The organism is Neobittarella massiliensis (ex Bilen et al. 2018), assembly GCF_900289145.1.
Lineage (GTDB): Bacteria > Bacillota > Clostridia > Oscillospirales > Ruminococcaceae > Neobittarella > Neobittarella massiliensis.
Genome location: NZ_OKQO01000006.1, coordinates 284,915 through 309,735 on the forward strand (window position 1 = coordinate 284,915; position 24,821 = coordinate 309,735).

General features: G+C 61.6%; 16 protein-coding genes and 1 riboswitch. Of the genes, 12 read left to right on the top strand and 4 right to left on the bottom strand.

Annotated features, from left to right (window positions below):
* Positions 1-200 precede the first annotated feature (200 nt).
* The 6 genes from dnaJ (at position 201) to C6Y32_RS10410 (ending at position 8,320) form a co-directional block, all read left to right on the top strand.
* Entirely contained in the window at positions 201-1,364 is a 1,164-nt protein-coding gene (dnaJ, locus tag C6Y32_RS10385; RefSeq protein ID WP_105205185.1) for a molecular chaperone DnaJ, read from the top strand.
* A gap of 446 nt (positions 1,365-1,810) precedes the next feature.
* Complete coding sequence (locus C6Y32_RS15390; protein ID WP_164998225.1) at positions 1,811-2,704, top strand: XRE family transcriptional regulator; 894 nt, start codon at positions 1,811-1,813, stop codon at positions 2,702-2,704.
* A 537-nt stretch (positions 2,705-3,241) separates the two neighbouring features.
* Positions 3,242-3,571, top strand: a complete 330-nt coding sequence (locus tag C6Y32_RS10395; protein WP_105205186.1) for a hypothetical protein — start codon at positions 3,242-3,244, stop codon at positions 3,569-3,571.
* Positions 3,572-3,809: 238 nt separating this feature from the next.
* Positions 3,810-3,907, top strand: a riboswitch (purine riboswitch).
* Positions 3,908-4,061: 154 nt separating this feature from the next.
* Complete coding sequence (locus C6Y32_RS10400; RefSeq protein WP_105205187.1) at positions 4,062-5,393, top strand: NCS2 family permease; 1,332 nt, start codon at positions 4,062-4,064, stop codon at positions 5,391-5,393.
* Between the two features lie 93 nt (positions 5,394-5,486).
* A complete protein-coding gene (locus C6Y32_RS10405; protein WP_105205188.1) occupies positions 5,487-7,280 on the top strand; it encodes an adenine deaminase in 1,794 nt (597 codons plus the stop codon).
* 191 nt (positions 7,281-7,471) lie between these two features.
* Positions 7,472-8,320, top strand: a complete 849-nt coding sequence (locus tag C6Y32_RS10410; RefSeq protein ID WP_105205189.1) for an undecaprenyl-diphosphate phosphatase — start codon at positions 7,472-7,474, stop codon at positions 8,318-8,320.
* A gap of 530 nt (positions 8,321-8,850) precedes the next feature.
* Here C6Y32_RS10410 and C6Y32_RS10425 read toward each other — a convergent pair.
* Together C6Y32_RS10425 and C6Y32_RS10430 are read right to left on the bottom strand one after the other, a co-directional pair.
* Positions 8,851-10,461 carry a ClC family H(+)/Cl(-) exchange transporter gene (locus tag C6Y32_RS10425; RefSeq protein ID WP_243562684.1) on the bottom strand — a complete coding sequence of 537 codons (1,611 nt, stop codon included), beginning with the start codon at positions 10,459-10,461 and terminating at the stop codon, positions 8,851-8,853.
* A gap of 219 nt (positions 10,462-10,680) precedes the next feature.
* The gene (locus tag C6Y32_RS10430) at positions 10,681-11,358 is read right to left on the bottom strand and encodes a 5'-methylthioadenosine/adenosylhomocysteine nucleosidase (RefSeq protein ID WP_105205192.1); all 678 of its coding nucleotides are present in this window, start codon (positions 11,356-11,358) and stop codon (positions 10,681-10,683) included.
* A 141-nt stretch (positions 11,359-11,499) separates the two neighbouring features.
* On the opposite strand from C6Y32_RS10430, the gene C6Y32_RS10435 reads away from it, so the two are divergent.
* The 3 genes from C6Y32_RS10435 (at position 11,500) to C6Y32_RS10445 (ending at position 13,620) form a co-directional block, all read left to right on the top strand.
* Positions 11,500-12,042, top strand: coding sequence for a rubrerythrin family protein (locus C6Y32_RS10435; RefSeq protein ID WP_105205193.1), 543 nt, complete (start codon positions 11,500-11,502; stop codon positions 12,040-12,042).
* Between the two features lie 282 nt (positions 12,043-12,324).
* Complete coding sequence (ybaK, locus tag C6Y32_RS10440) at positions 12,325-12,783, top strand: Cys-tRNA(Pro) deacylase (protein ID WP_105205215.1); 459 nt, start codon at positions 12,325-12,327, stop codon at positions 12,781-12,783.
* 12 nt (positions 12,784-12,795) lie between these two features.
* Positions 12,796-13,620, top strand: a complete 825-nt coding sequence (locus C6Y32_RS10445; protein ID WP_105205194.1) for a DUF8091 domain-containing protein — start codon at positions 12,796-12,798, stop codon at positions 13,618-13,620.
* A 273-nt stretch (positions 13,621-13,893) separates the two neighbouring features.
* Here the strand turns inward: C6Y32_RS10445 and C6Y32_RS10450 are convergent, their stop codons facing one another.
* A complete protein-coding gene (locus tag C6Y32_RS10450; RefSeq protein ID WP_164998226.1) occupies positions 13,894-15,300 on the bottom strand; it encodes an MATE family efflux transporter in 1,407 nt (468 codons plus the stop codon).
* Between the two features lie 540 nt (positions 15,301-15,840).
* Here C6Y32_RS10450 and C6Y32_RS10455 point away from each other — a divergent pair.
* Positions 15,841-20,568, top strand: a complete 4,728-nt coding sequence (locus C6Y32_RS10455) for an isopeptide-forming domain-containing fimbrial protein (RefSeq protein WP_105205196.1) — start codon at positions 15,841-15,843, stop codon at positions 20,566-20,568.
* Between the two features lie 95 nt (positions 20,569-20,663).
* On the opposite strand, the gene ychF is transcribed toward C6Y32_RS10455, so the two are convergent.
* Complete coding sequence (gene ychF / locus C6Y32_RS10460; protein WP_105205197.1) at positions 20,664-21,758, bottom strand: redox-regulated ATPase YchF; 1,095 nt, start codon at positions 21,756-21,758, stop codon at positions 20,664-20,666.
* A gap of 419 nt (positions 21,759-22,177) precedes the next feature.
* Between ychF and C6Y32_RS10465 the strand changes: the two genes are divergently transcribed.
* Together C6Y32_RS10465 and C6Y32_RS10470 are read left to right on the top strand one after the other, a co-directional pair.
* Positions 22,178-22,870, top strand: coding sequence for a response regulator transcription factor (locus tag C6Y32_RS10465; RefSeq protein ID WP_105205216.1), 693 nt, complete (start codon positions 22,178-22,180; stop codon positions 22,868-22,870).
* Positions 22,871-22,982: 112 nt separating this feature from the next.
* On the top strand, positions 22,983-24,551 hold the full coding sequence (locus C6Y32_RS10470; RefSeq protein ID WP_105205198.1) for a HAMP domain-containing sensor histidine kinase: 1,569 nt from the start codon (positions 22,983-22,985) through the stop codon (positions 24,549-24,551).
* Positions 24,552-24,821 lie beyond the last annotated feature (270 nt).

The window sequence follows — 24,821 nt, forward strand, 5'->3', positions numbered from 1 at the left end:
CGGCACTCAGCACACACGAAAATGGCCCAGCCCTGATCGACTGCGGGCCAAACACATAGATGGCGCGGCGCTGTCCGCGCCCAGCGCCGGCGGGGTGGGGGAATGATTCTCCCGCCCCTATGGCGGGTATAGGGTCCCTGTGGCCCATACGCCCGGCCCCATTTGTGCCGGGGCCGACCATGAGGAGAAGGTGGTAGCTTTTGGCAGAGAAAAGAGATTACTATGAGGTCCTGGGGGTCGCAAAGACCGCCAGCGACGACGAACTGAAAAAGGCCTACCGCAAAAAGGCGAAAAAATATCACCCCGATCTAAACCCCGGCAACAAAGAGGCGGAGGTAAAGTTCAAAGAGGTCAACGAGGCCTACGAGGTGCTCAGCGACAAGCAAAAGCGCCAGCGCTACGACCAGTTCGGTCACGCCGGTGTCGACCCCAGCTACGGGGCTGGCGGCGGTGGCGGCGCTTACGGCGGCGCGGGCTTTGGCGGCTTTGACGACCTGGGCGATATTTTCGAGACCTTTTTCGGCGGCGGTTTTGGCGGCCGCGGCGGTGGCCGCCGGCAGAACCCCAACGCGCCGCGCCGCGGGGCCGACAACCACGTAAACATCGTGCTCGACTTTTTCGAGGCGGCCAAGGGCTGTAAAAAGACCATCACCATCGAAAAGCTCGAGACCTGTGACGAGTGCGGCGGTACCGGTGCGGCTAAAGGCACCAGCCCCAAGACCTGCCCCGACTGCGGCGGCACCGGCCAGGTGACCACCAACCAGCGCACCCCGTTCGGCGTCATACAGAGCCAGCGGCCCTGCTCGCGCTGCGGCGGCACCGGCAAGATCGTCGACACCCCCTGTAAAAAGTGCGGTGGCGGCGGCCGGGTCAGCGCCACCAAAAAGGTGGATGTCAACATCCCCGCCGGCATCGACGACGACCAGACCATCGCCCTGCGCGGCTACGGCGACGCCGGCGTCAACGGCGGCCCCAGCGGCGACGTCATCGTCATCGTCTCGGTGCGGCCCGACCCGCTGTTCGAGCGCCGCGGGTTCGATGTCTGGGTCGAGGTGCCCATCACCTACTACACCGCCGTCATGGGCGGCGAAGTCACGGTGCCCACCGTCCACGGCAAAGTCAAGTACGAGGTACCCGAGGGCACCCAGCCCGGCACCACTTTCCGGCTGCGGGGCAAAGGTATCCCCTACCTCAACGGCCGCGGCAAAGGCGACGAGTACGTAAAGGTGTCTATCGAGGTGCCCAAAAAGCTCAATAAAGACCAGAAAAAAGAGCTGGAGGAGTTCGAGCAGTCCCTCTCTATCGAGCAAAATTACGAGAAGCAGAAGGGTTTTTTCGAGCGGCTCAAAGACCTGTGGAAGTAGTTTCCCCCAGCCATCCATAAAGGCGGGCTGTCCGCCCCGGCCGCGCCCCGGTGTGAACAAAAAACCACCCGCAACACTCTAAAAGAGCGCCCCGACACGAAATACACCGTGTCGGGGCGCTCTTTTCTATGCCGCCAGGTCAGCGAAATAAAACCGGTCTAAACGAAACGGCTGCCCGGTACCGCTAAGTGCAGTCCGTCGCCGCGGCCCCTATCGCTGGTCGCCCCGCCGCCAACGGGGCCAGCCCGGCATACCGGTCCCAGCCCAGCCCTGCCCAAATCAGCCCGGCCCAGACCCAGCCCAAACCAGCCCAAACCAGCCCGCCGTCTCGATACGATACCCGCCTAACACCCGCTCCCGCGCGCTCTGTCGGCCACTGTTAACATCCGTTGCTTGCCCGCCGCCGCCCCAGCTGCTATGATCGTGGTGAAAGGAGCGTGATCGCCGTGATCGGTGACAACATCAGAGCGCTGCGCCGCGAGAGAGGAATGAGTCAGGAGCAGCTGGCCGTCGGCCTGCACGTGGTGCGGCAGACCATCTCCAAATGGGAAAAAGGGCTGTCGGTGCCGGATGCCGACATGCTGGTACAGCTGGCGGCGCTGCTGCAAGTCCCGGTCAGCCAGCTGCTGGGCAGCCCCGCCCCAACCGCTCCAAGCGCCCCCATCGCCGAGCTCAGCGAGCAGCTGGCGCAGCTCAACCAGCAGTTGGCCCAACAGGTGCGCGCCTACCGCACTCTGCGCCAAATAGAAAATAAGCGGCACCTCATTTTGTGTCTCACCTTTTTGGCGCTGCTGTTGGCGATGGCCCTGCGCCGCTGCCCGGTGGCCGCCGCAGTGGCGGTGGGGCTCTGTATGTTGGCGGCGCTGGCGGTGCTGTATCGCAATCTGGCCCTGCTCACCAGCCCCACCGACGGCAACTGCCGGCTCGGGGCGATACGGGTCACCACCCTGTTTCATGTCGTGCTGCTCCTGCTGTGCACTGCCGTCGCCGTCCTGCTGGGCACCGGCGTGCTAAAGCTCACCCAAAATGGCGAAAAATGGCTGGCCGCCGCCATCCTCTCGGTGGTTATCCTCTTTAGCGGGGCGGTGTCGCCCAAGCTGCCCTTTAACAGGCACACCGGCCTGCGCCTGCCCTGGACGGTCCGCGACCGCGACACCTGGGATCTGGCCCACCGACTGCTCGGTATCATCTCCCCGGCGGCGGTGGTGCTCTACATCGCCGGCCTGGTGGCCGTCCCCTGTTTCGAGGTGGTCACGCTGGCCGTGATGTGTCTCTGGCTGGGGGTCCCCAGCCTGCTGTCGCTGGTGTACTATACCCGCAAAATGCGGGGTCGGCTCTAAATCCTGTACCGCCTGACCAGCGGCGTCCGGCCCGACGGCTTTCAGCCGTCAAAGCGCCCCCGCCAGTCCCGCTGCAGCACGCCGCCCTCCACCCGCGCATCGCCGCCGCTGTCCCCACCGCCTCAACCGCCCGCCCAGCCAGGTGGACCGCTGTCCCGCCGCGATACCCGCCCTCACTTACCTGCCGCCACTGCTCCCAACTCCCGCCGCGCGCCGCGCTCCCATGCTCCACACTCCTTGCACCACGCCCACCACCACCCTCCATCTGAGATCCTCAGCCCTCAACCCTCAACCAGCCCGCCGCTCCTGCTATCGCGCGCACCCGCTCGCCGCCCGCATACCGCCCCTGCCGCGCCCATCATCCCCGCCTGCTATCCACCATACACCGGCCACCGTTTGCACCGCCCCACCTCGCTCCCCGCAAAATATCCCCGTCAATCCACACTGTTCACAGAAAAACAGATGATTATAGACAGATATTGTGCTATACTGGCAATAAAGAGGGGCGGTTATGCCCCACAGAAAGGGGAGACCTCTATGGACAAAAAGGAACAGAACCGGCAGGCGGCATTTTGGTATATCGCGTACATCGCCGTGATCTTCGCCGGTCAGAGCATCGCGCTGTGGTTCCTGTTCGACACCACCTATTACCTGTTGGGGCTCATGGCGGTGTTCGTGGTGATGACCCTTATCAACTACCACTACCTCTCCGGCGGCCCCGACAAAAGCGCCAACGAGTTTATGGACGAGGTGGGCCGCCAGCAGGGCCGCCGTCCCTTCATGCCTTTTGGCCGCTGTGTGGCGCTGTGCGTGCCGCTGGCGCTGGCCCTGGCCGTCAACCTGCTGGTGCAGATGGGCGGCGCCTAAGGCGGTACTCTCGCCCGGCTCCGGCCCCAGCCGGCCCTTGCGGCCGGCTTTTTTGTTGCCTGCCGCCAGCCGAGCCGCAGCTAAAAAATGGTTGTTCTCACCCAGCCACACCGAGATCTGTTCCCCCAATTCTACAAATATTTTCAAAATTTTTGTCGTGTTCTACTAAAATATAGTCCCTTTTCACCCTAAAGTTCAGCTGGCGCAGGGCTTGTGCTCATGTTCACAGTTCGTTTATAATCTAGGTGTCGATAGTTGCTATATAATATCTCGATATGGGAGATAGTTTCTACACTTCACCGTAAATGAAGTACTATGGCAGACTTCTCACCGTCGGCGGCGGGCCCCTGCACAGTGTGCAAAAAGTCGGGGCAGGTCCCCGCTTTTTGCCGTCCGCCGCCGGTGCGTATGAGTTACCAGAATGTCATTTAGTGACTGCCGACAACAGTTCGCTACCCACATCTATAACTTGTACCAAGAGGAGGAAACTATGGGACAACTGTCCAAATTCTTTGGCCTCAAACAGCGGGGGACCACCGTCAAGACCGAGCTGATGGCCGGCCTCACCACCTTTATGACCATGGCTTATGTGCTGGTGGTGCAACCCAGCGCCATCGTCGGCTTCGGCGATGCCAGCTCCATCGTCGATATCAACGGGGTCAGTATATCCAAAGAGGCGATCCTCGTCACCTGCGCGGTGGTCAGCGGCCTCATCACCCTGCTTATGGGTCTCTATGCGAATATGCCTTTTGCACTATCTACCGGAATGGGCACCAACTTTATGCTGGGCGCCCTGCTGCAATCCGGTAGTATTTCTTTTGGCCAGATCATGGCCATCATCCTGGTGTCGGGCCTCATCTTCCTGGCTCTGTCCATCTTCGGCATCCGCGACCTCATCGTCCGCATGATGCCCAAAAACATCAAGATCGCCATCGGCTCGGCCATCGGCTTTTTCATCGCCTACCTGGGCTTTAAAAATACCGGTATCGGCAGCTTTGCCGACGGCATCGGCATGGGCGACTTCACCAAGCCCTCGGTATATGTGGCCATCATCGGCCTGCTCATCATCGCCGCCCTCACCGCCTTCAAGGTAAAAGGCGCGCTGCTCTACGGCATCATCGCCACCACCATCATCGGCATCCCCTTCGGCGTCACCCAGCTGCCCACCAGCTTTTTAAAGGTCCCCGACGCCTCGCAGGTGGGCAACATCCTCTGCTACTTCGACTTTAAAAACATCCTCTCTCCCCAGTTCCTCATCCTCATCTTTGTGGCCTTCTTCGGCGACTTCTTCTCCACCCTCGGCACCGTGTTGGGCGTGGCCAGCAAGGCCAATATGCTGGATGAAAACGGCGACCTGCCCGGCATCCAAAAGCCCTTTTTGGTGGATGCCATCGGCACCTGCGCCGGCGCTCTCACCGGCTGCACCACCATCACCACCTTCGTCGAGTCCTCCTCCGGCGTAGAGGAGGGCGGCCGCACCGGCCTCACCGCCGTCACCACCGCCGTCCTGTTCATCCTCACCATCTTCATCTCCCCCCTGTTTTTAATGATCCCCGACGCCGCCACCGGCCCGGCGCTCATCTTCGTGGGCTTTTTGATGATCAGCGACTTCGGCAAGATCGACTTTACCGACTTTACCGAGGCCTTTGGCCCCTTCGTGATGATCATGTTCGGCATCTTCACCGGCTCTATCGCCAGCGGTATCGCCGCCGGCATCATCGGCCACGTGTTCATCAACGTCATCACCGGCAAATTTAAGAAGATCCACCCCGGTATGTACGTGCTGTGCGTCCCGCTGATCCTCTACTTCATCCTCGGCTAGCCGCGCCGGTATCTGTGTGTACACATCGCCGGCACAGCGCGGCAGGGGCGCCGGTACCGGCCCTTTATCTCTATAAGAGAGGGAGAGAACTAGATGAAATACCAGCCCAAAGACAAGCGGGCGCTGCTGGCAGCGGCGCTGGGCAAGGTCCCGTGCGACCTGGCTATCAAAAACGTACAGTACCTAAACGTATTTACCGGCGAGGTATACCCCGCCACCGTGTTCGTGCACCAGGGCTTTGTGGCCCATGTCGAGGCCGGCGACCTCGCCGCCGATCTGCACCTGGCCAAAGAGGTGTACGACGGTCAGGGCAAGACCATCATCCCCGGCTTTATCGACGCCCACGTCCATATCGAGTCCTCTATGCTCACCCCGCGCAACTTCGCCGCCGCGGTGCTCATCCACGGCACCACCACCGCCGTCACCGACCCCCATGAAATAGGCAACGTGCTGGGCGAAGAGGCGGTGCGCTACATGCACGACGCCGCTTTAGACGTGCCCATGCGCCAGCTCGTAAACATCCCCTCCTGCGTGCCGGCGGTGCCGGGTCTCGAGAACGCCGGCGCCACCTTTGACGCCGCCACCATCGACCGCCTGGCCAAGCTCGAGAACGTCCACGGCCTGGCCGAGGTGATGGACTTTGTCGGCGTCGTCGAGGGCGACGACCGCATGATGGAGATCATCGAGGTGGCCGAGAAAAACGGCCTCTACCTGCAGGGCCACCTGCCCGGCCAGACCGGGCGCATGGTGTCGGCCTACCGCATCGGCGGCCCCACCACCTGCCACGAGTCCACCACCAGCGCCGAGGCCAGAGACAAGATGCGCGCCGGCATCTATGTCGATGCCCGCGACAGCTCCATCTCCTACAACGTCGAGGCGGTGTGGGAGGGGGTCAAAGACTTCACCTACTTTGACCAGCTCTGCCTGTGCACCGACGACCGCGAGGCCGATGACATCCTCTACGTGGGCCATATCGACGACGTGGCCCGCCACGCCATCAGCCTGGGCATGCGCCCCATCGATGCGGTGCGCGCCGCCACCATCAACGTGGCCAAAGAGGCACACCTCGAGAACCTGGGTGCCGTGGCCCCCGGCTGCGTGGCCGATATGCTGCTGGTCGACAGTCTCGAGACACTCAACGTCAAAGAGGTGTTCTTCGGCGGCAAACTGGTGGCCAAAGACGGCCAGCTCACCGTCGACATCCAGCAAAAAGATTTCCCCCTCGAGCACAAAAACTCGGTCCGGGTGCCAGAGCTCACCGCCGACGACTTTTTGATGCGTGCCCCCGCCGGCTGCGGCGACACGGTGGCCGTGAACGTGCTCACCTACAGCGACATGCAGGGCTCGCTCTCCCGCGCCGAGCGCGTAGAGCTGCCGGTCAAAAACGGCCTGATCGACATCTCCGGCCAAAGCGACCTGCACTACGCCCTGATCCAAAACCGCCACGGCCTAGGAAATCACACCTTTGGTGTGGTGCGCGGCTTCGGTCTCAAAAAAGGCGCTTACGGCGCCACCGTCAGCCACGACAGCCACAACCTCACCATCGTCTTCAGCGACCCGGCCGACGGCTACGCCATCTACCGGCAGCTCGTCGAGATGGGCGGCGGCTACTGCTGTGCCGAAAACGGCCAGGTGCTGTGCAGCCTGCCGCTGCAGGTGGGCGGTCTCATGTCCATAAAACCCTGGGCCGAGGTGGCCGCCGACTCGGTGGCCATGAAAAAGGCGCTGCGCACCCTGGGGCTCGACCTCAAAAATCCGCTGCTGCGCATCGTCACGCTGGCCCTGCCGGTCATCCCGCTGGTCAAATTCTCCGATATCGGCATGATCGACGTGCTCAAAAAGCAGTTTATCCCCATCTTCCCCGACTACCCCAGCTATCGGGCATAAGCGGCCGCCGGCCGCGTATATATAGAGAGGGCCGCTCCCCCGCGGGGCGGCCCTCTCTTTTATATGGGTGCCAAAACTGGGCACATCGTAAGAAAATTGTAATGGTTTTTGGTGGTATTCCCATCCAGTTCGTGGTAAACTGGAACTACTGTCGGCCAGGGGCCGAAACACACGGGTAGGAGGAAACGCATTTGTCTATCTTCAGTGCTATCTTGCAGGCCATCGTACAGGGCCTCACCGAATTTTTGCCGGTGTCCAGCTCGGGTCACCTGGCGTTGGTCCAGCACTTTACCGGAGTCAGCGCCGAAAACGCCACCTTTCTCACCGCCGTCATGCATCTGGGCACGCTGGTGGCGGTGTTCATCGCCTTCTGGGGCACCATCAGCAAGCTCATCGTCGAGTTCTTTTTGCTGCTGCGCGACCTGTTCACCGGCCGCTTTAAGTGGAGCACCATGAGCGGCTACCGCCGCATGATCCTCATGCTGTTCATCGCCCTCATTCCGCTGCTGCTGGTCTACCCCTTTAAAGACAAGTACGACGCGCTGGTCTCCCAGGGTAACCTCTTCTTCCTGGGCGCCTGCTTTTTGCTCACCAGCCTGGTGCTGTACCTGTCCGAAAAGTGCCCCCGCGGCAAAAAGGGCCCCAAGCAGATGACCGCCGGCAACGCCGTCACCGTGGGTGTGGCCCAATGTGTGGCCATCCTGCCCGGCGTCTCCCGCTCCGGCTCCACACTGGCCGCCAGCATGATGTGCGGCATGACCAAAAAATTCGCCGTCGAGTTCTCCTTCATCCTGGGCATCCCCGCCATTTTGGGCGGCGGCCTGGTCGAGGTCAAAGACGCGGTGAGCGCCGGCCTGCAGATAGAGCTGCTGCCGGTCATCGTGGCCTTCGTGGTCTCGGCGGTCACCGGCTTCTTCGCCATCAAAATGGTGGCCTGGCTCATCAAGAGCGACAAGTTTAAAGTCTTTGCCATCTACACGCTGGCCGTGGGCCTGTTTACCATCGGCACCGGCGTGGTCGAGACTTTCTTCTTAAAATAGTTTTTGGTATCGGCGCCCCACCGGCGCCGGCAAAAAAGGCGGCCAGCCCCGCATAAAGGGGCGGCCGCCTCTTTTGGCTCTCTCCCGGTGCCGCCCAGCTTTTTTACCGCCAAACAGCGTCAAAAAGGGCTGTTTTTACAATTTGTTCACAATCTTATCGGCTGCCCGCCCGCCGTTTTTGCGGCCCTGCCCGCCGCCTTTTTGGCCTGGGGCAGGCGGCCGGCGCCGTCAAAACAGGCCCTGTCCCCTATGGCGCACAGACCCGACCCGCCTTAAAAACAGGGAATTTTTGGCGCAGCCGTGCGGTTTTGCAGCCCGCCGCTGCCCGCGGCATAGCGCCGGCTCTGCCACTGGCCACTTGGGGCCACCTTTCTTTTTGCGCCCCGCTCTGCTATACTGCCCCCATAGAAAAAATGGCCGTCTCGGCCCCCGCCCACAAATATTTCCCACCAGCTCCCTAAAAAAGAGCACCGGCTCTCGCCGGCGCTCTTTTGCAGGTAAAACCGATCCGCTCGCACCCGTCCAGTTTTCTACTTTCGGCGCCGCAGCGCGGTCTCGCACCAGTGCTCCATGGCCCGGCGCACCTGGGCCACCTCGCTGTCGCCACAGAGGACCGTCAGCTGGTCGCCGGCCTGTACCGCCGTGTCGCCGCGGGGGATCAGTTCCTGCTCGTGCCGCACGATGGATACCACCAGGCAGCCGTTGGGCCAGTCGATCTGGCTGATGGTCTTGCCGCAGGCCCGGGCTCCCAGGCACACCGGCGCGTCCACCAGCACCTTCTCCTCACTGGCCGGTTGCGGCTTCTGCCCTGCCGGCAGCCCCGCCAGCAACCGCTCCAAAAGCTGGTCGTATACCGGCTTGCAGTGCAGCGAGTCGGCCACTGCGTAGGCCACCAGCGACACCAGCGACAGGCTCAGCAGGTGGGTAAAGCTGCCGGTCATCTCGCAGATGAGCACGATCCCCGTCACCGGCGCCCGCACGATGGCCGAGAAGTAACCGGCCATGCCCAGCACCACAAAATTGAGCAGCAACGTCTTCGGCAGCCCCACCAGCGGCGCCGCCGCCAGAAAAAATCCGCTGCCGATAAACGAGCCCAGCACCAGCAGCGGCAAAAATATGCCGCCGGGCACTCCGGCCCCAAAGCTGGCCATCGAAAACAAAAATTTCCCCGCAAATAGGGCCAGCACCGCCGGCAGCGCAAAGCTGCTCATCTCCTCCACCAGCCCGTGGCCGCTGCCCAGTAACTGGGGCAGCGTAAAGGCCAGCGCCCCGGCCAGCAAAAACGGTATCAGCGTGCGCAAAAAGCGGCTGGGTATGCGGGCGTACAGGTCCTGTGCCAGCCCCACACACCGGTTGTAGAGCACCCCCAGCAGCCCGATCACCAGCCCCAGCGCGATCAGCAGCCAGTAGTGGCGCAGCGGCATCATCTCTCCCACCGACAGGTCAAACACCGGTTTTAGGCCAAAAATGTTCGACGAGATGAAGTCGGCGGTGATCGAGGAGGCCATAGCCGGCAATAGCACGTCCAGCGAAAAGTTCTTGTGCACCTCTTCCAGCGCAAACAGCACCCCGGCAAACGGGGCGCCAAAAGCAGCCGAGAGCCCGGCGCTGGCGCCGCAGGTCATCAGCAGCTTTTCCTCGGTGCGCACCCGGCCGCACAGCCGCGACACCCCTTTGCCGGCCATGGCCCCCAGCTGGATCGAGGGCCCCTCACGGCCCAGCGCCAGGCCCGAGGCGATAGCCACCACCCCGCCGCCAAATTTGGCCAGCAGCACCCGCCACCAGGTCTGGTGCACCTGGCCCAGCATCTCCCCCTCTACCTGGGGGATGCCGCTGCCCGATATCAGCGGCTCCCAGCGCAAAAACAGCGTCACTGCCGCGGCGGCAGCCACCAAAACGCCTATCCACAGCGCCATCGACCAGGCGTGTTTGGCCGCCCAGGCGATAGCCGCGGTGCGAAAGGTGTCGGCGCTGCCCAGTGCCAGCCGAAACAGCACCGCCACCAGCCCGGCCGCCGCGCCCACGCCAATGCCCTCCAGCACCAGCCAGTAGCGGTAACTGCTCATCCGGCGCCGCACCGTCTTTACCGCTGTCCCCTCATGTCCTACCCGGCCCTCTGCCGGCTGTCTGCGATCCTCCATACAGGTCCCTTCTTTCACTTGTTGGCACATTTCAGTATACTGCTGCAGTGCCTAAAATAAAAGCCAAAAACCTGGTCAGTCTGCACGAAGATGGGCGTCAAAAAAACGCCCCTGTGCACCGCCCAAAAAAGGCGCACAAAAAGGCCGCAAAAAATCGCCCCGCGCTTGCCCAAAAAGAACAAGGCGGGGCGATAAGAGCAGTTTGGCGGCGTACAGGCCTCAAAGCCCGCGTATCACATCGATCAGCAGCCGGGCGCCCAGCTGGGCGGTGTGGGCGGCAAAATTTTCATAGGTGCTCTCCGCCGCGTCGTCGGCGTCGTCCGAAAGGCAGCGCACCACTGCAAACGGCACCCCGTTGCGGGCCGCCACATGGCCGATGGCCGCCCCCTCCATCTCGGCGCAGTCGGCGCCGGTACGGGCTATGATATCTGCTTTGCGCTGGCTGCTCTGCACAAATTCGTCGCCGGTGGCCACCACCCCGCAGCGAAAATTGGCCCCCAGTGCCGTCAGCCCGGCGGCAATGCGGTCACACAGCCCGCTGTCGGGCAACAGCACTTTCTGGTGCGGTGGGCACTGGGCAAAAATATCGGGGTCAAAGTCGTGGTACAGCACCTTTTGGGCCAGCACCACGTCGCCCAGTTTCAGGTCTGCGGCCAGGTTCCCGGCGATCCCGGTGTTGATGATGCAGTCCACCCCGTATACCGAGCACAGCACCTGGGCGCTGATGGCGGCGTTCACTTTGCCGATACCGCAGCAGGTGAGCACCACCTGGTGTCCGCCCAGCCGGCCAATGTAGTAGGTGCTCTGGGCCACCTCGGTCTGCTGTACGCCCTCCAGCGCGTCTTTAATCAGCGCCACCTCCATATCCATGGCGCCGATAATACCGATCTTCTGCATAGCTTTTCCCTCCGTAAGCTTGTTTTGACTGTACGCTCTATTGTAGCACGATCGGCTGTATATTCCCAGCGCCTGCGGCCCATTCTCTAACTAGAGAAAAAGCCCGCCGCCGGCGGGCGTCACTTGATGGGAGGACTACCTATGGATCTGCAAAACAGCCAGACACACGACAACCTGCTCGCCGCCTTCGCCGGTGAGGCCCAGGCCTATCTCAAATACCTGCTCTACGCCAAACAGGCCAAGGCGCAGGGGTACGAGCAGTACGCCAAGCTGTTCGAGGAGACGGCCAAGAACGAGCGCGCCCACGGCGAGAAGTGGCTGGAATATCTCAAGGGGGGCGAGCTGCCCGGCACCGCCGACAACCTGATGGACGCCGCCGAAAAAGAGCATTTCGAGTGGGACGAGATGTACAAGGAATTTGAAAAGACCGCCCGCGAGGAGGGCTTTACCGAGATCGCCCAGCGCTTTTCCCTCACCGCCACCGTCGAAAAGAGCCACGAGAACCGCTACAACAAAATGAAAAAGTGTCTCGACGACGGCCAGGTATTCAAAAAAGATCAGATCGAGAGCTGGATCTGCCAAAACTGCGGCTACGTGTACACCGGCAAAACGGCACCCGAAAAGTGCCCGCTGTGCGGCTACCCGCAGAGCTATTTTCAGGTCGACGTACCGGCCATCAAATAGACAGCCCGGCTCGTACCAGACCGGCCCATACCAGCTCGAGCTGGCCCGGGCCGGTGAAGTCCAGCTGAGCCAGACCCGGCTCGATCCGTCCCAAAAGGGGAGGGGCAGCACCGCGCTGCCCCTCCTTTTTTTGCGCCCGCCCCTGTGGTATAATGGGGGGCAGAAGACCGGCGCATCAGCCGGGTCCAAGGCGCCGCGCGCCGGTCCGGCCCCCGCTGTCCCCGCCGGGTGGGAAGGAGCCTTCGCCAAGTGTCCAAAACAAAAGAGCAAAAGACCAACGTGATGCGTATACTCGAGCAGAAAAAGGTGCCCTACCAGGCCCACACCTACCCCCACGGGGGCGCGGCGGTAGACGGCCTCCAGGTGGCCCAAATGCTGGGGCAAGACCCGGGCCAGGTGTTTAAGACCCTGATCACCAGGGGCCACAGCGGAGAATACTGCGTGTTCGTCATCCCGGTAGAAAAAGAGCTCGATCTAAAAGCTGCCGCCCGGGCGGCAGGCGAAAAATCAGTCGAGATGATCCCGGTCAAAGATATAAATAAAGTCACCGGCTACGTGCGCGGCGGCTGCAGCCCCATCGGCATGAAAAAGCAGTACCGCACCGTGGTGGACGACAGCTGCCAGCACTGGGATACGGTCATCTTCAGCGCCGGCAAGATCGGCTACCAGGTAGAGGTCTCGCCCGCAGAGCTGCCGCAGCTGTGCGGCGCCACCTGGGCCCCCATCACCAAAAACAGCTGACAGGACAGGTCTATGGCAGATACAGCAGAGGTAAACAGCAACATCTATAACCAGATATACGACCTGCAGGCGGTGCGCCGGCAGGACTTTTTGCGCGCCTGCCACCTCGCCGCCCAGCGGTCCCCGGGCGCCGGCGGCATCGGCACGCTGTCCGAGAAAACGCTCCACGCCGCCCTGAAAAATTATTTCGAGCCCTACGCCGATAATCAGGAGACCGCCATCGGCCGCTACGTGGCCGACATCGTGGGCCCGCAGGGCATCATCGAGATCCAGACCCGCAGTCTCTCCCGCCTGCACGACAAGCTGCAGGTGTTTTTAGAGGCGGCGCGGGTCACCGTGGTGTATCCCATCGCCCAGGTCAAGTGGGTCTGCTGGCTCGATCCCGACACCGGCGAGCTGCTCTCCCGCCGCCGCTCGCCCAAAAAGGGCCGGCCCGAGCACGCCTTTTACGAGCTGTACCGCCTGGCCGATCTGCTGGGCCACCCCAATTTGCAGGTGTGCCTGGTGTTTTTAGAGCTGGAGGAGTACCGCCAGCAAAACGGCTATGGCCGCGGCAAAAAGCGGCGTGCCACCCGCTACGAGTGCCGCCCGCTCGATATTCTGGACCAGAGGCTCTTTACCGGCATCGACGACTGGGCCGCGCTGCTGCCAAAGAGCATGCCGCAGCCCTTTACCACCGCCGACTACAGTAGCTTTGCCCACCTGCACCTGCACACCGCCCAGCGCGCGCTGGCGCTGCTCTACAAGGTGGGGGCGCTGCAGCGGGTGGGCAAGCAGGGGCGGTACTACCTGTACGCCCGCCCCGATCCGGGCCGCCGCCCAGCTATCCATGAATAAAGCGCAGCCGCCGCTTTTAAGGCGTCCGGCCGGAGCTCCGAGATAAAAAGCGCCGCGGGGCGGGACCAACTGGTCCCGCCCCGCGGCGCTTTCCCAAAGGGAAGGTTTAAGAGGAAGTGAATATCTTGTGTGCGGAGATATTCATAAAAGAAGAGGAGAATGGATGTGAGGTGTTTGCATGTCCCTTATCCACCTCTAGTATAGCCCCCACTGCCTGCCGGGTGGTGTACAAAGTGTTTAATAAATGAAAACAAATTTTGTACAGCACGGCTTTTACTGCTCGGCCGCCGTCTCCGCGGCCGCCACCGGGTGCTGGATGATACCTTTGGTCTTCCACTTGCCCGAGAGGTAGCGCAGCGTGGTACACACCGCCTCGCAGCCCCAGCCAATGACCACTGCCAGCCACAGTCCGGTGTAGCCCATCGCCGGCGACAGAGTCAGGGCCGCCGTCACTTTGGCCACGATGCCCACAATGGCAAACAGCATAAAGAAATTCACGTCACCGGTGCCTTTCATCACGCCTTCGGCCGGGAAAAGCAGCGCCATAAATATAAAGGCAAACGCCGAATACAGCAGGTAGTTGGCGCCGGCGGCAGCCACTTCGGCCGCGCCTTCACCGCTGACGAAGATCCCCACCAGGCTGTGCCCAAACAGCACGATGGCCCCGCCCAGCACCGCCGCGAACACAAAGGAGATGCGCAGCGACGCCCGGTATCCGGATTTCACCCGCTCGATCTCGCCGGCGCCCATATTCTGGGCCGAGTAGCTGGTGACCGCGGTAGAGATGTTGATGATGGGCATCATCGCCAGGCTCTCGATCTTGGCGGCAGCCGTGTAGGCGGCCATGATGCGGGGCCCGTAGCCGTTTACAAAGGCCTGCATAATGATCATCCCACCCGAGATAGCGATCTCCTGCGCGGTGGTGGGGATGGCCAGCCGGATCATCTTTTTGAGCAGCGGTAAGCTCAGCTGCTGGCGAAACGTCTCGTGACCCTCCGGGGCGTATGCCGGGTCCTGCTGCTGCATGTCTGCCAGCCGCCGCTTCAGCGCCACCAGCGCCAGCACCGACGACACGGCTTGGGCGATGATGGTGGCCCAGGCCACCCCGGCTACCCCCATCTTAAAGTTTATAACGAACACCAGGTCCAGTACGATGTTCACCACCGAGGCCACGATGAGAAAGATGAGCGGGGTCTTCGAGTCGCCCAGCGCGCGAAAAACAGAGGAGAGCATGTTGTATGCAAAGGTGAACACCAGCCCCAAAAAGTAGATACGCATGTAGGTCATAGACATGGGGAAGATCGACTTCGGCATGTTGACCAGCCGCAGCAGCGGCGCGCACAAAAAGATACACGCCACCGACAGCACCAGCGAAAATAAGATGGCAAACGTCATGCTGGTGACGATCGAGTGCCGGGCCTCCCTCGATCTGCCGGCCCCAAAATACTGCCCGATCAAGATGGAGGCGCCGTTTCCCAGACCAAACGCCAGCGCAGTCACGCCAAAAGTAATAGTATAAGAGCTGCCCACTGCCGCCAATGCGTCGGCCCCCACAAAGTTGCCCACCACCACCGAGTCGACCATGTTGTACATCTGCTGAAAGATGTTGCCAAAGAGCATGGGCAGAGCAAACAGCAAGATGATCTTGCCCGGCTCGCCTTTTGTCAGGTTTCTCGTCAAAATCTTCATCCTTTCCGGATCGGTTGTCGACTGCGGTATGCGCCGCAGGAGATAGGTATCAGGCGTGTCCGCCCCGTTAAAAGCTGTTTGTCGGCATCAAAAAAAGGCGGCCGACGCACCGCTCTGTGCGCCCGCCACCCGTAAATGCACATAAAAATACGACAGGCGCGCACAAAACTGTACGACTGCCTCCCGCCACCGAAGACCGGCTATCTGCCGGTTATCACTATCACTATAGACAGCTGCCGCCGAAAAGTCAACTGCCTCCAAACATTTTTGGCGTATTGACCAACTTTGGACCGTCTGTACAGGCGCATAGCCCAAGCACAAGGCGATCGGCGACCGGCCTGCAACCGGCTAAAAAGGTGTGCCTTATTTGTGAAAATAATATAGTTTATTTGGGGTGGTGCCGGCACTATTTTGTAAATGTCCTTGAAAATTGTTAAAGATACTACTATAATAAAGATCATCTTTTCAAAAGATGTGACTGCGTAATGCACTGTATTTTTGCAGAAAAGTTATTTGTGGGAGTGTATCGATGTGAAAAGAACGAGGGGCGAGCGGGCGCTGGCACTGCTGTTGACCTGCACGCTGGTAGTGGGGCTCTTTTCTTTTGCGCCTCAACTTACGGCAGGCGTCTCTGCCGCGTGGGCCGACGGCTGGAAACAGGATGAAGATGCGTGGAAGAGCTACGGTCAAAACGGTTGGACCGCCACCGACGGCGCCGTACCCAAGTGGAGCGGCAGCAACGTGGCCGCCGATCGCGACGGCGACCCGGCCGCCGATCCCATGGCCAAACCGCTGCCGCTGCCGGCGCAGCAGGTGCCGTATTACCAGATAGGGCAGATGTCGGGCAGCCATTCGCTGGACATGCCCGCGCTGGTCACCGAAGAGGTGGCCTACTACGGCGTGTATTCGCCCGAACAGCTGCGCTATGCTATGCTCAATGCTCTGCCGGTCAAGCTGATGTGCGATCTCGATATGGGCGGGGCCGGCGGTGTTGCCTGGTCGGCGGTCAATTTCAGCAAAAAGATGTTTATCGACGGCGGTGGGCACACCATCTACAATCTAAATGGCGGCAGCCTGGTCGCCGGCTTCAGCCAACCGCTCATCGTCAAAAACCTGACCGTCTCCTCGGCCGTCATGAACAGCGGTCTGTTTGGCGCTACGGCCAGCAATACCTATATCTCCATGGAAGACGTGGCTCTCGAGCACGGTTTTATTGATGCGCCCAACCACGGCGGCGGCCTGCTCAGCAGCGCTTTCTACCGCAGCAGCGGCAGCTTTGGGCGGGTGTACGCCGACCGCTGCCACACCAAAAATGTCTATGTGAAAGGCGGCGCGTGCTCGGGCAATATCTTTGGGCCTATCAGCGGCTATGTCAAAAACTGTTATGCCATCGACGGCACCATGCGCACAGCGGCCCATTCGGGGGCCTTTACCTCCTGTGCCGGCAACTACATATTTGAAAACTGCTTTACCAATGTGCGCGCCTACGCCAACAATAACACCGGCGCCTTTGTGGGCCATGTGGAAGACAGCGTGTACACCCCCGGCGGCGACGGGGTGAGCAAGTTTATAAACTGTTACGCCGCCGGCTCGGTAGAGGGGCTCACCAATCTGGGCGGCTTTGTCGCCGGCGCCGGTATCTGCGAGAAGATGGACACGCACTATCTGTTCGAAAACTGCTACAGTACGGCTATGGTGGGCATGCAGCAAAACGGCAACTATCAGGGCGGCTTTTTGGGCTGTCAGGAACCGCGCGCCACCACCGTCATCCGCAACTGTTATGCCGCCGGCGAAGTAGGGGCGCTGGGCACCGACCTCTCCACCCCCAATATGGGCGGCTTTGTGGGCGGCCAGACCGGCGGCAGCCTCACGCTGCAAAACAGCTATTACGACAAGCAGACCACCGCCATGAAAGAGGCGGCCGGCACCGGCGGCGCCACCGGTCTGCTCACCCGGCAGCTGATGGAGACGCTGCCCGATGGGTGCTCTCCCGCCGACAGCGCCTGGGTGCTCACCGACGGCGCCTACCCCCAGCTCAAGGTGTTTGCCGACAACCAGAGCTATGTGGGGCAGGATAAAAAAACGGCTGACGCCTATTCCAAGGCCTCGGTCTGTACCGCCATGCTGTATCCCTCCAACCTCAGCGGCGACGATCTCGCCGCTGTCGACCAAACAGATTACGACACGGTGCGCAGCCTACGCTTTTTATTCCCGCTCACCAACAACACCTTGGCCGGCACGACCGACGGTTCCTACGATATCTCCTGGGGCAGCGACGGGACCAAATGCGGCGCCTCGGGGATGGAGAACGCCGATATCGTGGCGCTCAACCCGGCCGACCCCAAAAAGCCGTACGACGATTACGCGGTAGCCAGTTTGGCCCCGGGCGTGGGCATGGTCACCGTGTACGCCGAGCGTCAGGGCACAGTGGGCCAGCGGCGGCTGCGGCTGGTGCCCACCTCGGCCATCACTATGGCGCAGGATAGCAGCAGCGCCGTCACTACCGGTACCAACGCCACCATCTACGCCGTTCCCAGCGGCGAGACGGTGACCGCCGGCAGCGATCTGGCCAACCTCAGCTGGAAGCATATGACCTACGACCACCGCGCCGGCGTGTTTTTTGCCGCCGGCAACAACATGGGGCAAAACGTGCAAAAGCAGGAGCTCGAGAGCTTTGCCCAAGCCACCCCGCAGGATTTTGCGCGGGTAGATCTGGGCACCCAGCCCGGCGGCACGGTGCTCATCACCGTGCAAAAAAAACAGGACGACGGATCTTCACAGCAGCTGCCGGTAGACGACAGCCTGCTGGCGCTGTTTACCGGCCGGCGGGCGGCCCAGCCGCAGGATATCGGGCAGTACCACTTTACCTACTGCTGGTACCTGAGCGCCAGCGCGGTGGGCAGTGCCAACGGATATCTCGAATCCGGTAAGACCCTGACCGTGCTGCCGGCGGTCACCCCGCAGTATTACCGCAATTACGACCAGCAAGACGCCACCCAGCTCTCACTGCCGCAGGGGGCGGTGCCGGCGGGCCAGAAGGCGCTGTACTACAAGCAGGGCGATCAGCTGGCGCAGCTGCCCGCCGATCCCACCCGCACCGGCTACACCTTTCAGGGCTTCTCGCTGCTGCGCGGCGGCTTTGGCGAAGGCAGCGCCCAAAAGGTGACTGCCGCCACCGCGGTAGATACCGATTGGGCCGGCGACGACTACACGGTGCCGGTCTATGCCATCTGGCAGGCCAACGCCCACCAGCTGCATGTCCGCGACCTGCCCGGCGGCGCTCGCGCAGATATCGACACCCAGTACGGCGCCAACGTGCTCGAGGCGCTGTCTGCATACACCCCCAGCCAGGAGGGGCAGACGTTTTTGGGCTGGACGACCGAATCGGCCGGCAATACAGTAAACGTCGGCCAAAACGACGTGATGGGAGACAGCGATCTCACGGTATACCCGGTGTGGCGGGCCGACCCCACGGTAGATAAACAGGTGCAAAATAGCGCCCACAGCGACAAGACGGTGGTAGACGACGAGCTGGTGTACACCATCGCGGTGGAGAACCGGCAGCCGCACTCCACCTGGAGCGATGTGGAGATCCGCGATGTGCTGCCGCCGGGCCTTACCTTCTGCCCCGGCAGCATCCGGCTCACCGGGCCCGACGGGGTAGAGAAGCCGCTGCCCGACAGCACCTACGACCGTGAAAAGCACGCCATTATCCACTATATCGGCCAGGTGACCGGCGGACAGGCCTACACGCTGCAGTTCCGGGCTGTCGTCGGCGCCCAGGCGGCCGATCCCGCCCACCCCGAAAATGCCGATATCACCAACACCGCCCAGGCCACCGGTAAAGACCCCAGCGGCGGCAGCCAAGCTGCCACCGACCCCGACGGTCCAGCCGGCCCGGTAGAGCCCGGCGACGGTGCGCCGGGCGGCGGCCAATCAGGCGGTGGCCAATCGGGCGGCGGTCAATCGGGCGGCTCGGTGGCGGTGCCGGAAGGTGGCACCCAGGTAACGCCCAAAGACCCCGACGGCAAGGTGGAAAAGGCGGCGAAAAATAATACCGATCCCGACGGTGCCACCCAGGTGGGCGACCGCATCACCTATACCATCACCGTCAATAACCGCCTGGCCGGCTCGCTGTGGAAAGCCGTTTCCATCCGCGACAAACTGCCGGCCGGCCTAAAGCTGGTCACCGACAGCATGCAGCTGCAGCTGCCCAACGGCAGCCTGGTGCCGGTCCCTGCCAGCGCCTATCACCCAGATACCCGCATCATCAGCGTCTATGTGGGCGATGTTTACGGCGGTGAAAAGTATGTGTTCACCTTTGACGTCATCGCCGAGCCCGAGGCGATCGGTACCGATATCGGCAATACCGCGCAGGCCGGCGGCGGCCAGCCCAGCGACGGCGGCAGTGGCGGTTCCGGTCAGGGCGGCAGCTCCGACGGCTCTGGTGGCTCTGGCGGTGATGGTTCTGGTGGCAGTGGCGGCTCTGGCGGTAACTCGAGTGGCGGTAATGGCGGCGGTGGTGACGACATGCTCATCCCCACCGACTTGCAGCCCGGCGACCCGTATCCCCCCTACGCAGACGGCGACGGCGTCCCGCTGCAGCCCGACGGCACCCCCTCCACCGCTGGCACGGCGACCGAAGATCCGGTCTACCCCTCGCCCAAAGACCAACCCGATAGCGGCGTGCTGCCCGGCGATGCCGACCCACAGCTGGACAAGCAGGTAGAAAATCTCGACCATCCCGGCGGCGACACGCATCTGGAGGACCTGCTGGAGTACCGCGTCGAGCTGTCTAACCCCAAACCGGGCACTCTGTGGAAAAATGTGCTCATTTTCGACTATCTGCCGGCAGAGTTGTTGCTGGATACGCACAGCCTCACGCTCACCGGCCCCGACCAGGTGCCGGTACCACTGGCAGACTCGGTCTACGACCCCGATAGCCGCACCATCATGGTGCCGATAGCCGCGCTGGCCGGCAGCGAGACCTATGTGCTCACCTACCGCGCCTCCATCGCCGTCAAAGAGGAGCGCCCGCCGCAGATCGTCAACCGGGCCGAGGCCACCGGCGAGGACCCCAACGGCACGCCCAGCAAAGTCGCCCCCACCGCCGAGGCGGCCATACGCTTTCCGGTAGATGTACCTGTCGGCACTGCCGATACCGGCGATACCGCACAGCTGCTCTGGGGCGCGCTGCTCCTGTCCACCGGCGGAGCAATGACGGTCCTGTGGCGCAAGTACAGCCGCCGCCGGCAGTAGACATTCGTATACATTAAAAGCCCGCGGGAGCGCACAAGCACCCGCGGGCTTTTATCGGTCTTTCTGAAAAAGCAGGCCCTTTTTGCAGCCCTGCCCTACACGTTAAAGCGAAACAGCACCACGTCGCCGTCCTGCATCACGTACTCTTTGCCCTCCGAGCGCACCAGTCCCTTTTCTCTGCAGGCGGCCATCGAGCCCTGGGCCATCAGGTCGTCATAGGCCACCACCTCGGCGCGGATGAACCCGCGCTCAAAGTCAGAGTGGATCTTGCCGGCCGCCTGGGGCGCCTTGGTGCCTTTTTTAATAGTCCAGGCCCGCACCTCCGGCTCGCCGGCAGTCAGGTACGAGATCAGCCCCAGCAGGCTGTAGCTGGCGCGTATGAGCCGGTCGAGCCCCGACTCGGTGAGCCCCAGCTCGCCCAAAAACATCTCTTTGTCCTCGGCGCTCATGTCCGAGATATCCTCTTCTATCTTGGCACAGATGGGCAGCGTCAGGGCATTTTCGGCGGCGGCCAGCTGCTGCAGCTGCTGGTAGTAGAGGTTCTGCTCGATGTTGTTTATAAAGTCGTCCTCGCTCATGTTGGCCACATAGATGACCTTTTTGGCGCTGAGCAGGCCCATCGATTGGATGATGGCCAGCTCCTCCTCGTCGCCGTCAAAGCCGGCGGCGCGCTTTCCCTCTTCCAGGTGGGCCTTCAGGCGGGTGAGCATGGCCACTTCGGCGGCCATCGACTTGTCTCCCTTAGCCAGCTTCTGCGCTTTCTGCAGCCGGCGGTCAACGATGTCGATATCCGAAAAGATCAGCTCCAGGTTGATGGTCTCCACGTCCCGCTGAGGGCCTATCTCACCGTCCACGTGAATGATCTCGGTGCTCTCAAAGCAGCGCACCACGTGCAAAATGGCGTCCACCTCGCGGATGTGCGAGAGGAACTTGTTGCCCAGTCCCTCACCTTTCGAGGCGCCTTTCACCAGGCCGGCAATGTCCACGAACTCAATGGTGGCGGGGGTGACCTTCTGCGGGTGGTACATCTCTACCAGCCGGTCCAGCCGCTTGTCGGGCACGGCTACCATGCCCACGTTGGGCTCGATGGTGCAAAAAGGGTAGTTGGCCGACTCGGCCCCGGCGTTGGTAATAGCGTTAAATAGGGTGCTCTTGCCTACGTTGGGCAGGCCCACGATACCAAGTTTCATCGTCTCGCTCCGTTCTGCCGCCCCAAAGCGGCCGGTCATCGGTTGATTTGCTGTATTTTTAGGGCCGCTGTGGTGCCGCCGACAGCTTGAGCCCTTTACCCGGGCAGCGGGTTATACTATAATAGGATAAGAGGCGGCCACACGGCAGCCGCCGGCTAATAAATTATTATAGACAAATTATCCTTTACAGGCAAGTACAAAAACATTTATAATCTGTTCACTTTTGACACCGGGCGGCACCGCTATAATAGATAGCATAGTCCGCAGCGGTCCGCGTGCCGGGTGCGGGCGGCTTTTTCGGCCGATCCGGCCCGGTGTTCACCCGGTCTGCACCCGGTTTGCACACGGGCATACGATACTGGCCTGGACTGGCTTAGTCTGGCCTGGTCTGGCCTAGCCAGAACTGTTTTATGAGGGGGATCACAGTGGAAAAGATCTTAGTAGTAGACGACGACAAAAATATCTGCGAACTGTTGCGGCTGTATATCGAGAAAGAGGGTTACCAGACCGTGCTGGCCCACGACGGCAAACAGGCGCTGGCGGTGTTCGAGGAGGAAAAGCCGTCGCTTATCATCCTCGACGTGATGATGCCGGAGCTCGACGGCTGGCAGGTCTGCCGCGAGATCCGCAAGACCAGCGACGTGCCCATCATCATGCTCACCGCTAAGGGCGAGACTTTCGACAAGGTGCTGGGCCTCGAGCTGGGCGCCGACGACTATGTGGTCAAGCCCTTCGACTCCAAAGAGATCGTGGCCCGCATCAAGGCGGTGCTGCGTCGTACCGGCCCCAAATCTTCGGTCTCCGACATCAAAGAGGTCAGCTACGACAAGCTCATCGTCAACCTCACCCGGTACGAGCTCAAGGTCGACGGCAAGATCGTCGACACCCCGCCCAAAGAGCTGGAGCTGCTGTACCACCTGGCCTCCAATCCCAACCGGGTGTACACCCGCGACCAGCTGCTCGATGAGGTGTGGGGCTTCGAGTACTACGGCGACTCGCGCACCGTCGACGTGCATATCAAGCGCCTGCGCGAAAAGCTGGAGGACGTATCTCCCCAGTGGTCGCTAAAAACAGTCTGGGGCGTGGGCTACAAGTTTGAGGTAAAAGACTAGGGCCGTCCGGCTCAGCGAAGATACAGCAAACAGGCCGCCGGCAGAGCGGCCTGTTTCGCAGTGGGGCAGCCCGCTGCGTGCCCCGCGGCACGGGGGAGGGGGAAGAGAGCAGATGCAAAACGGCCTGTTGAAGCGGTATTTTTTAACCTGTATGGCGGTGGTGCTGGCCAGCATCACCATCCTGGGCACCGTGTTTTTATTTTTGGCCGCCCAGTACTTTAAGGGCGAGAGCCTCGACCAGCTCGATACCATGGCCGAGCACACCGCCGAGATCACCGAGAAGGTCATCGTCTACGACGGCAGCCAGTACAGTTGGCTGGGCGCCAAAGAAGATGTGATGAGCCTGCTCAAAGAGCGCTATCAGGGCTTTACCTTGGGCGCCAAAGACAGCGACATCTTTTTGACTACCGCCGACGGGGTGACCGAGGTGTGCACCGAGGACGCCCCCTGCGCCCACACCACCTACAAGATCTCGTCCAAGCTGCTCGACAAGGCCTTTAAAGACGGCAGCTACCGCGGTATGAGCACGCTGGGCGAGATCTACAAGACCAGCCACTACGTGGTGGCCCAGCCGGTGGTCAAAGACGGCGGCGTGGTGGTCGGCTATGTGTTTGCCGCCTCGCCGGCCAAAGAGCTCTCTACCTTCCTCATGGATATGCTCAAGATGTTCGGCGGCGCCGCGCTGCTGGTCATCCTGTTTTCGTTCGTGGTCATCTACCCCTCCACCAACCGGCTGGTCAAGCCGCTGCGGGAGATGGCCGTCTGCGCCCAGCGCTTCGGCAAAGGAGATTTCAGCCAAAAGATCCCGGTCACCGAGAACGACGAGATGGGCCAGCTGGCCATGTCGCTCAACAACATGGCCTCCTCGCTGGCTATGACCGAGTCGGTGCGCCGCAGCTTTGTGGCCAACGTCTCCCACGAGCTCAAAACGCCCATGACCACCATCGGCGGCTTTGTCGATGGCATCCTGGACCATACCATCCCCCCCGAAAAAGAGGACTACTACCTGCGCATCGTCTCCACCGAGGTCAAGCGGCTGTCCCGCCTCATCTCCGGTATGCTCAACGTCTCCAAGATCGAGGCCGGCGAGATGCGGCTGAACGTCACCACCTTCAACATCTGCGACACGGTGCTGGCGGCGCTGCTCTCCTTTGAACAGCAGATCGATAAAAAGCACATCGATATCCAGGGCCTGGACGTGGGCAAAGTAATGGTGCAGGGCGACAAAGACCTGCTGCATCAGGTCATTTACAACCTGGTAGACAACGCCGTAAAGTTCGTCAACGAAGGTGGGCAGATACGCTTTGCCTTCTCGCAGGGCCCGGGCGGCACCATGGTGGCCATCCGCAACACCGGCGAAGGCATCCCCAAAGAGCAGATGCAGCAGGTGTTCGAGCGCTTTTACAAGACCGACCGCTCCCGCAGCCTCGACAAAAAAGGCGTTGGCCTGGGTCTGTACATCGTCAAGACCATCATCGCCCGCCACGGCGGCGACATCGTGGTCTCCAGCAAAGAAGGCGAGTACACCGAGTTTAAATTTTCGCTGCCGCCGGCGCCCAAGGAGCGCAGCGGCCACCAGAAGAGCAAACAGCAGCCCGGCGGCCAGCCCAGGGGCACGACTGCCCAGCCGCTGCCCACCCAGCCGCCGGCCGGTCCCGGCGATGGGGGTTTACAGCCGTAGCCGAGTGAGCGCGGCAGAATTTTAAACCAATTTATACCGCCTTAAAGATTTATTTATATTTTTCGGGTATCATAACAGCAGCGACAAAAAGCGTAGGAGGCACCTGTGTATGAACGAGTATAACGGACAAAACGGCTTTGGGGACCAGCCGCCCCAGGAAACAGGCTGGACCGACAGCGGCGCCAGCGGCCAAAACAGCACCGATCCCGGCGCCGCCGGGCCGCAGCCAGGTGCCAGCTCCGCCGCGCCCGAGAGCGCGCCGCCGTCAGA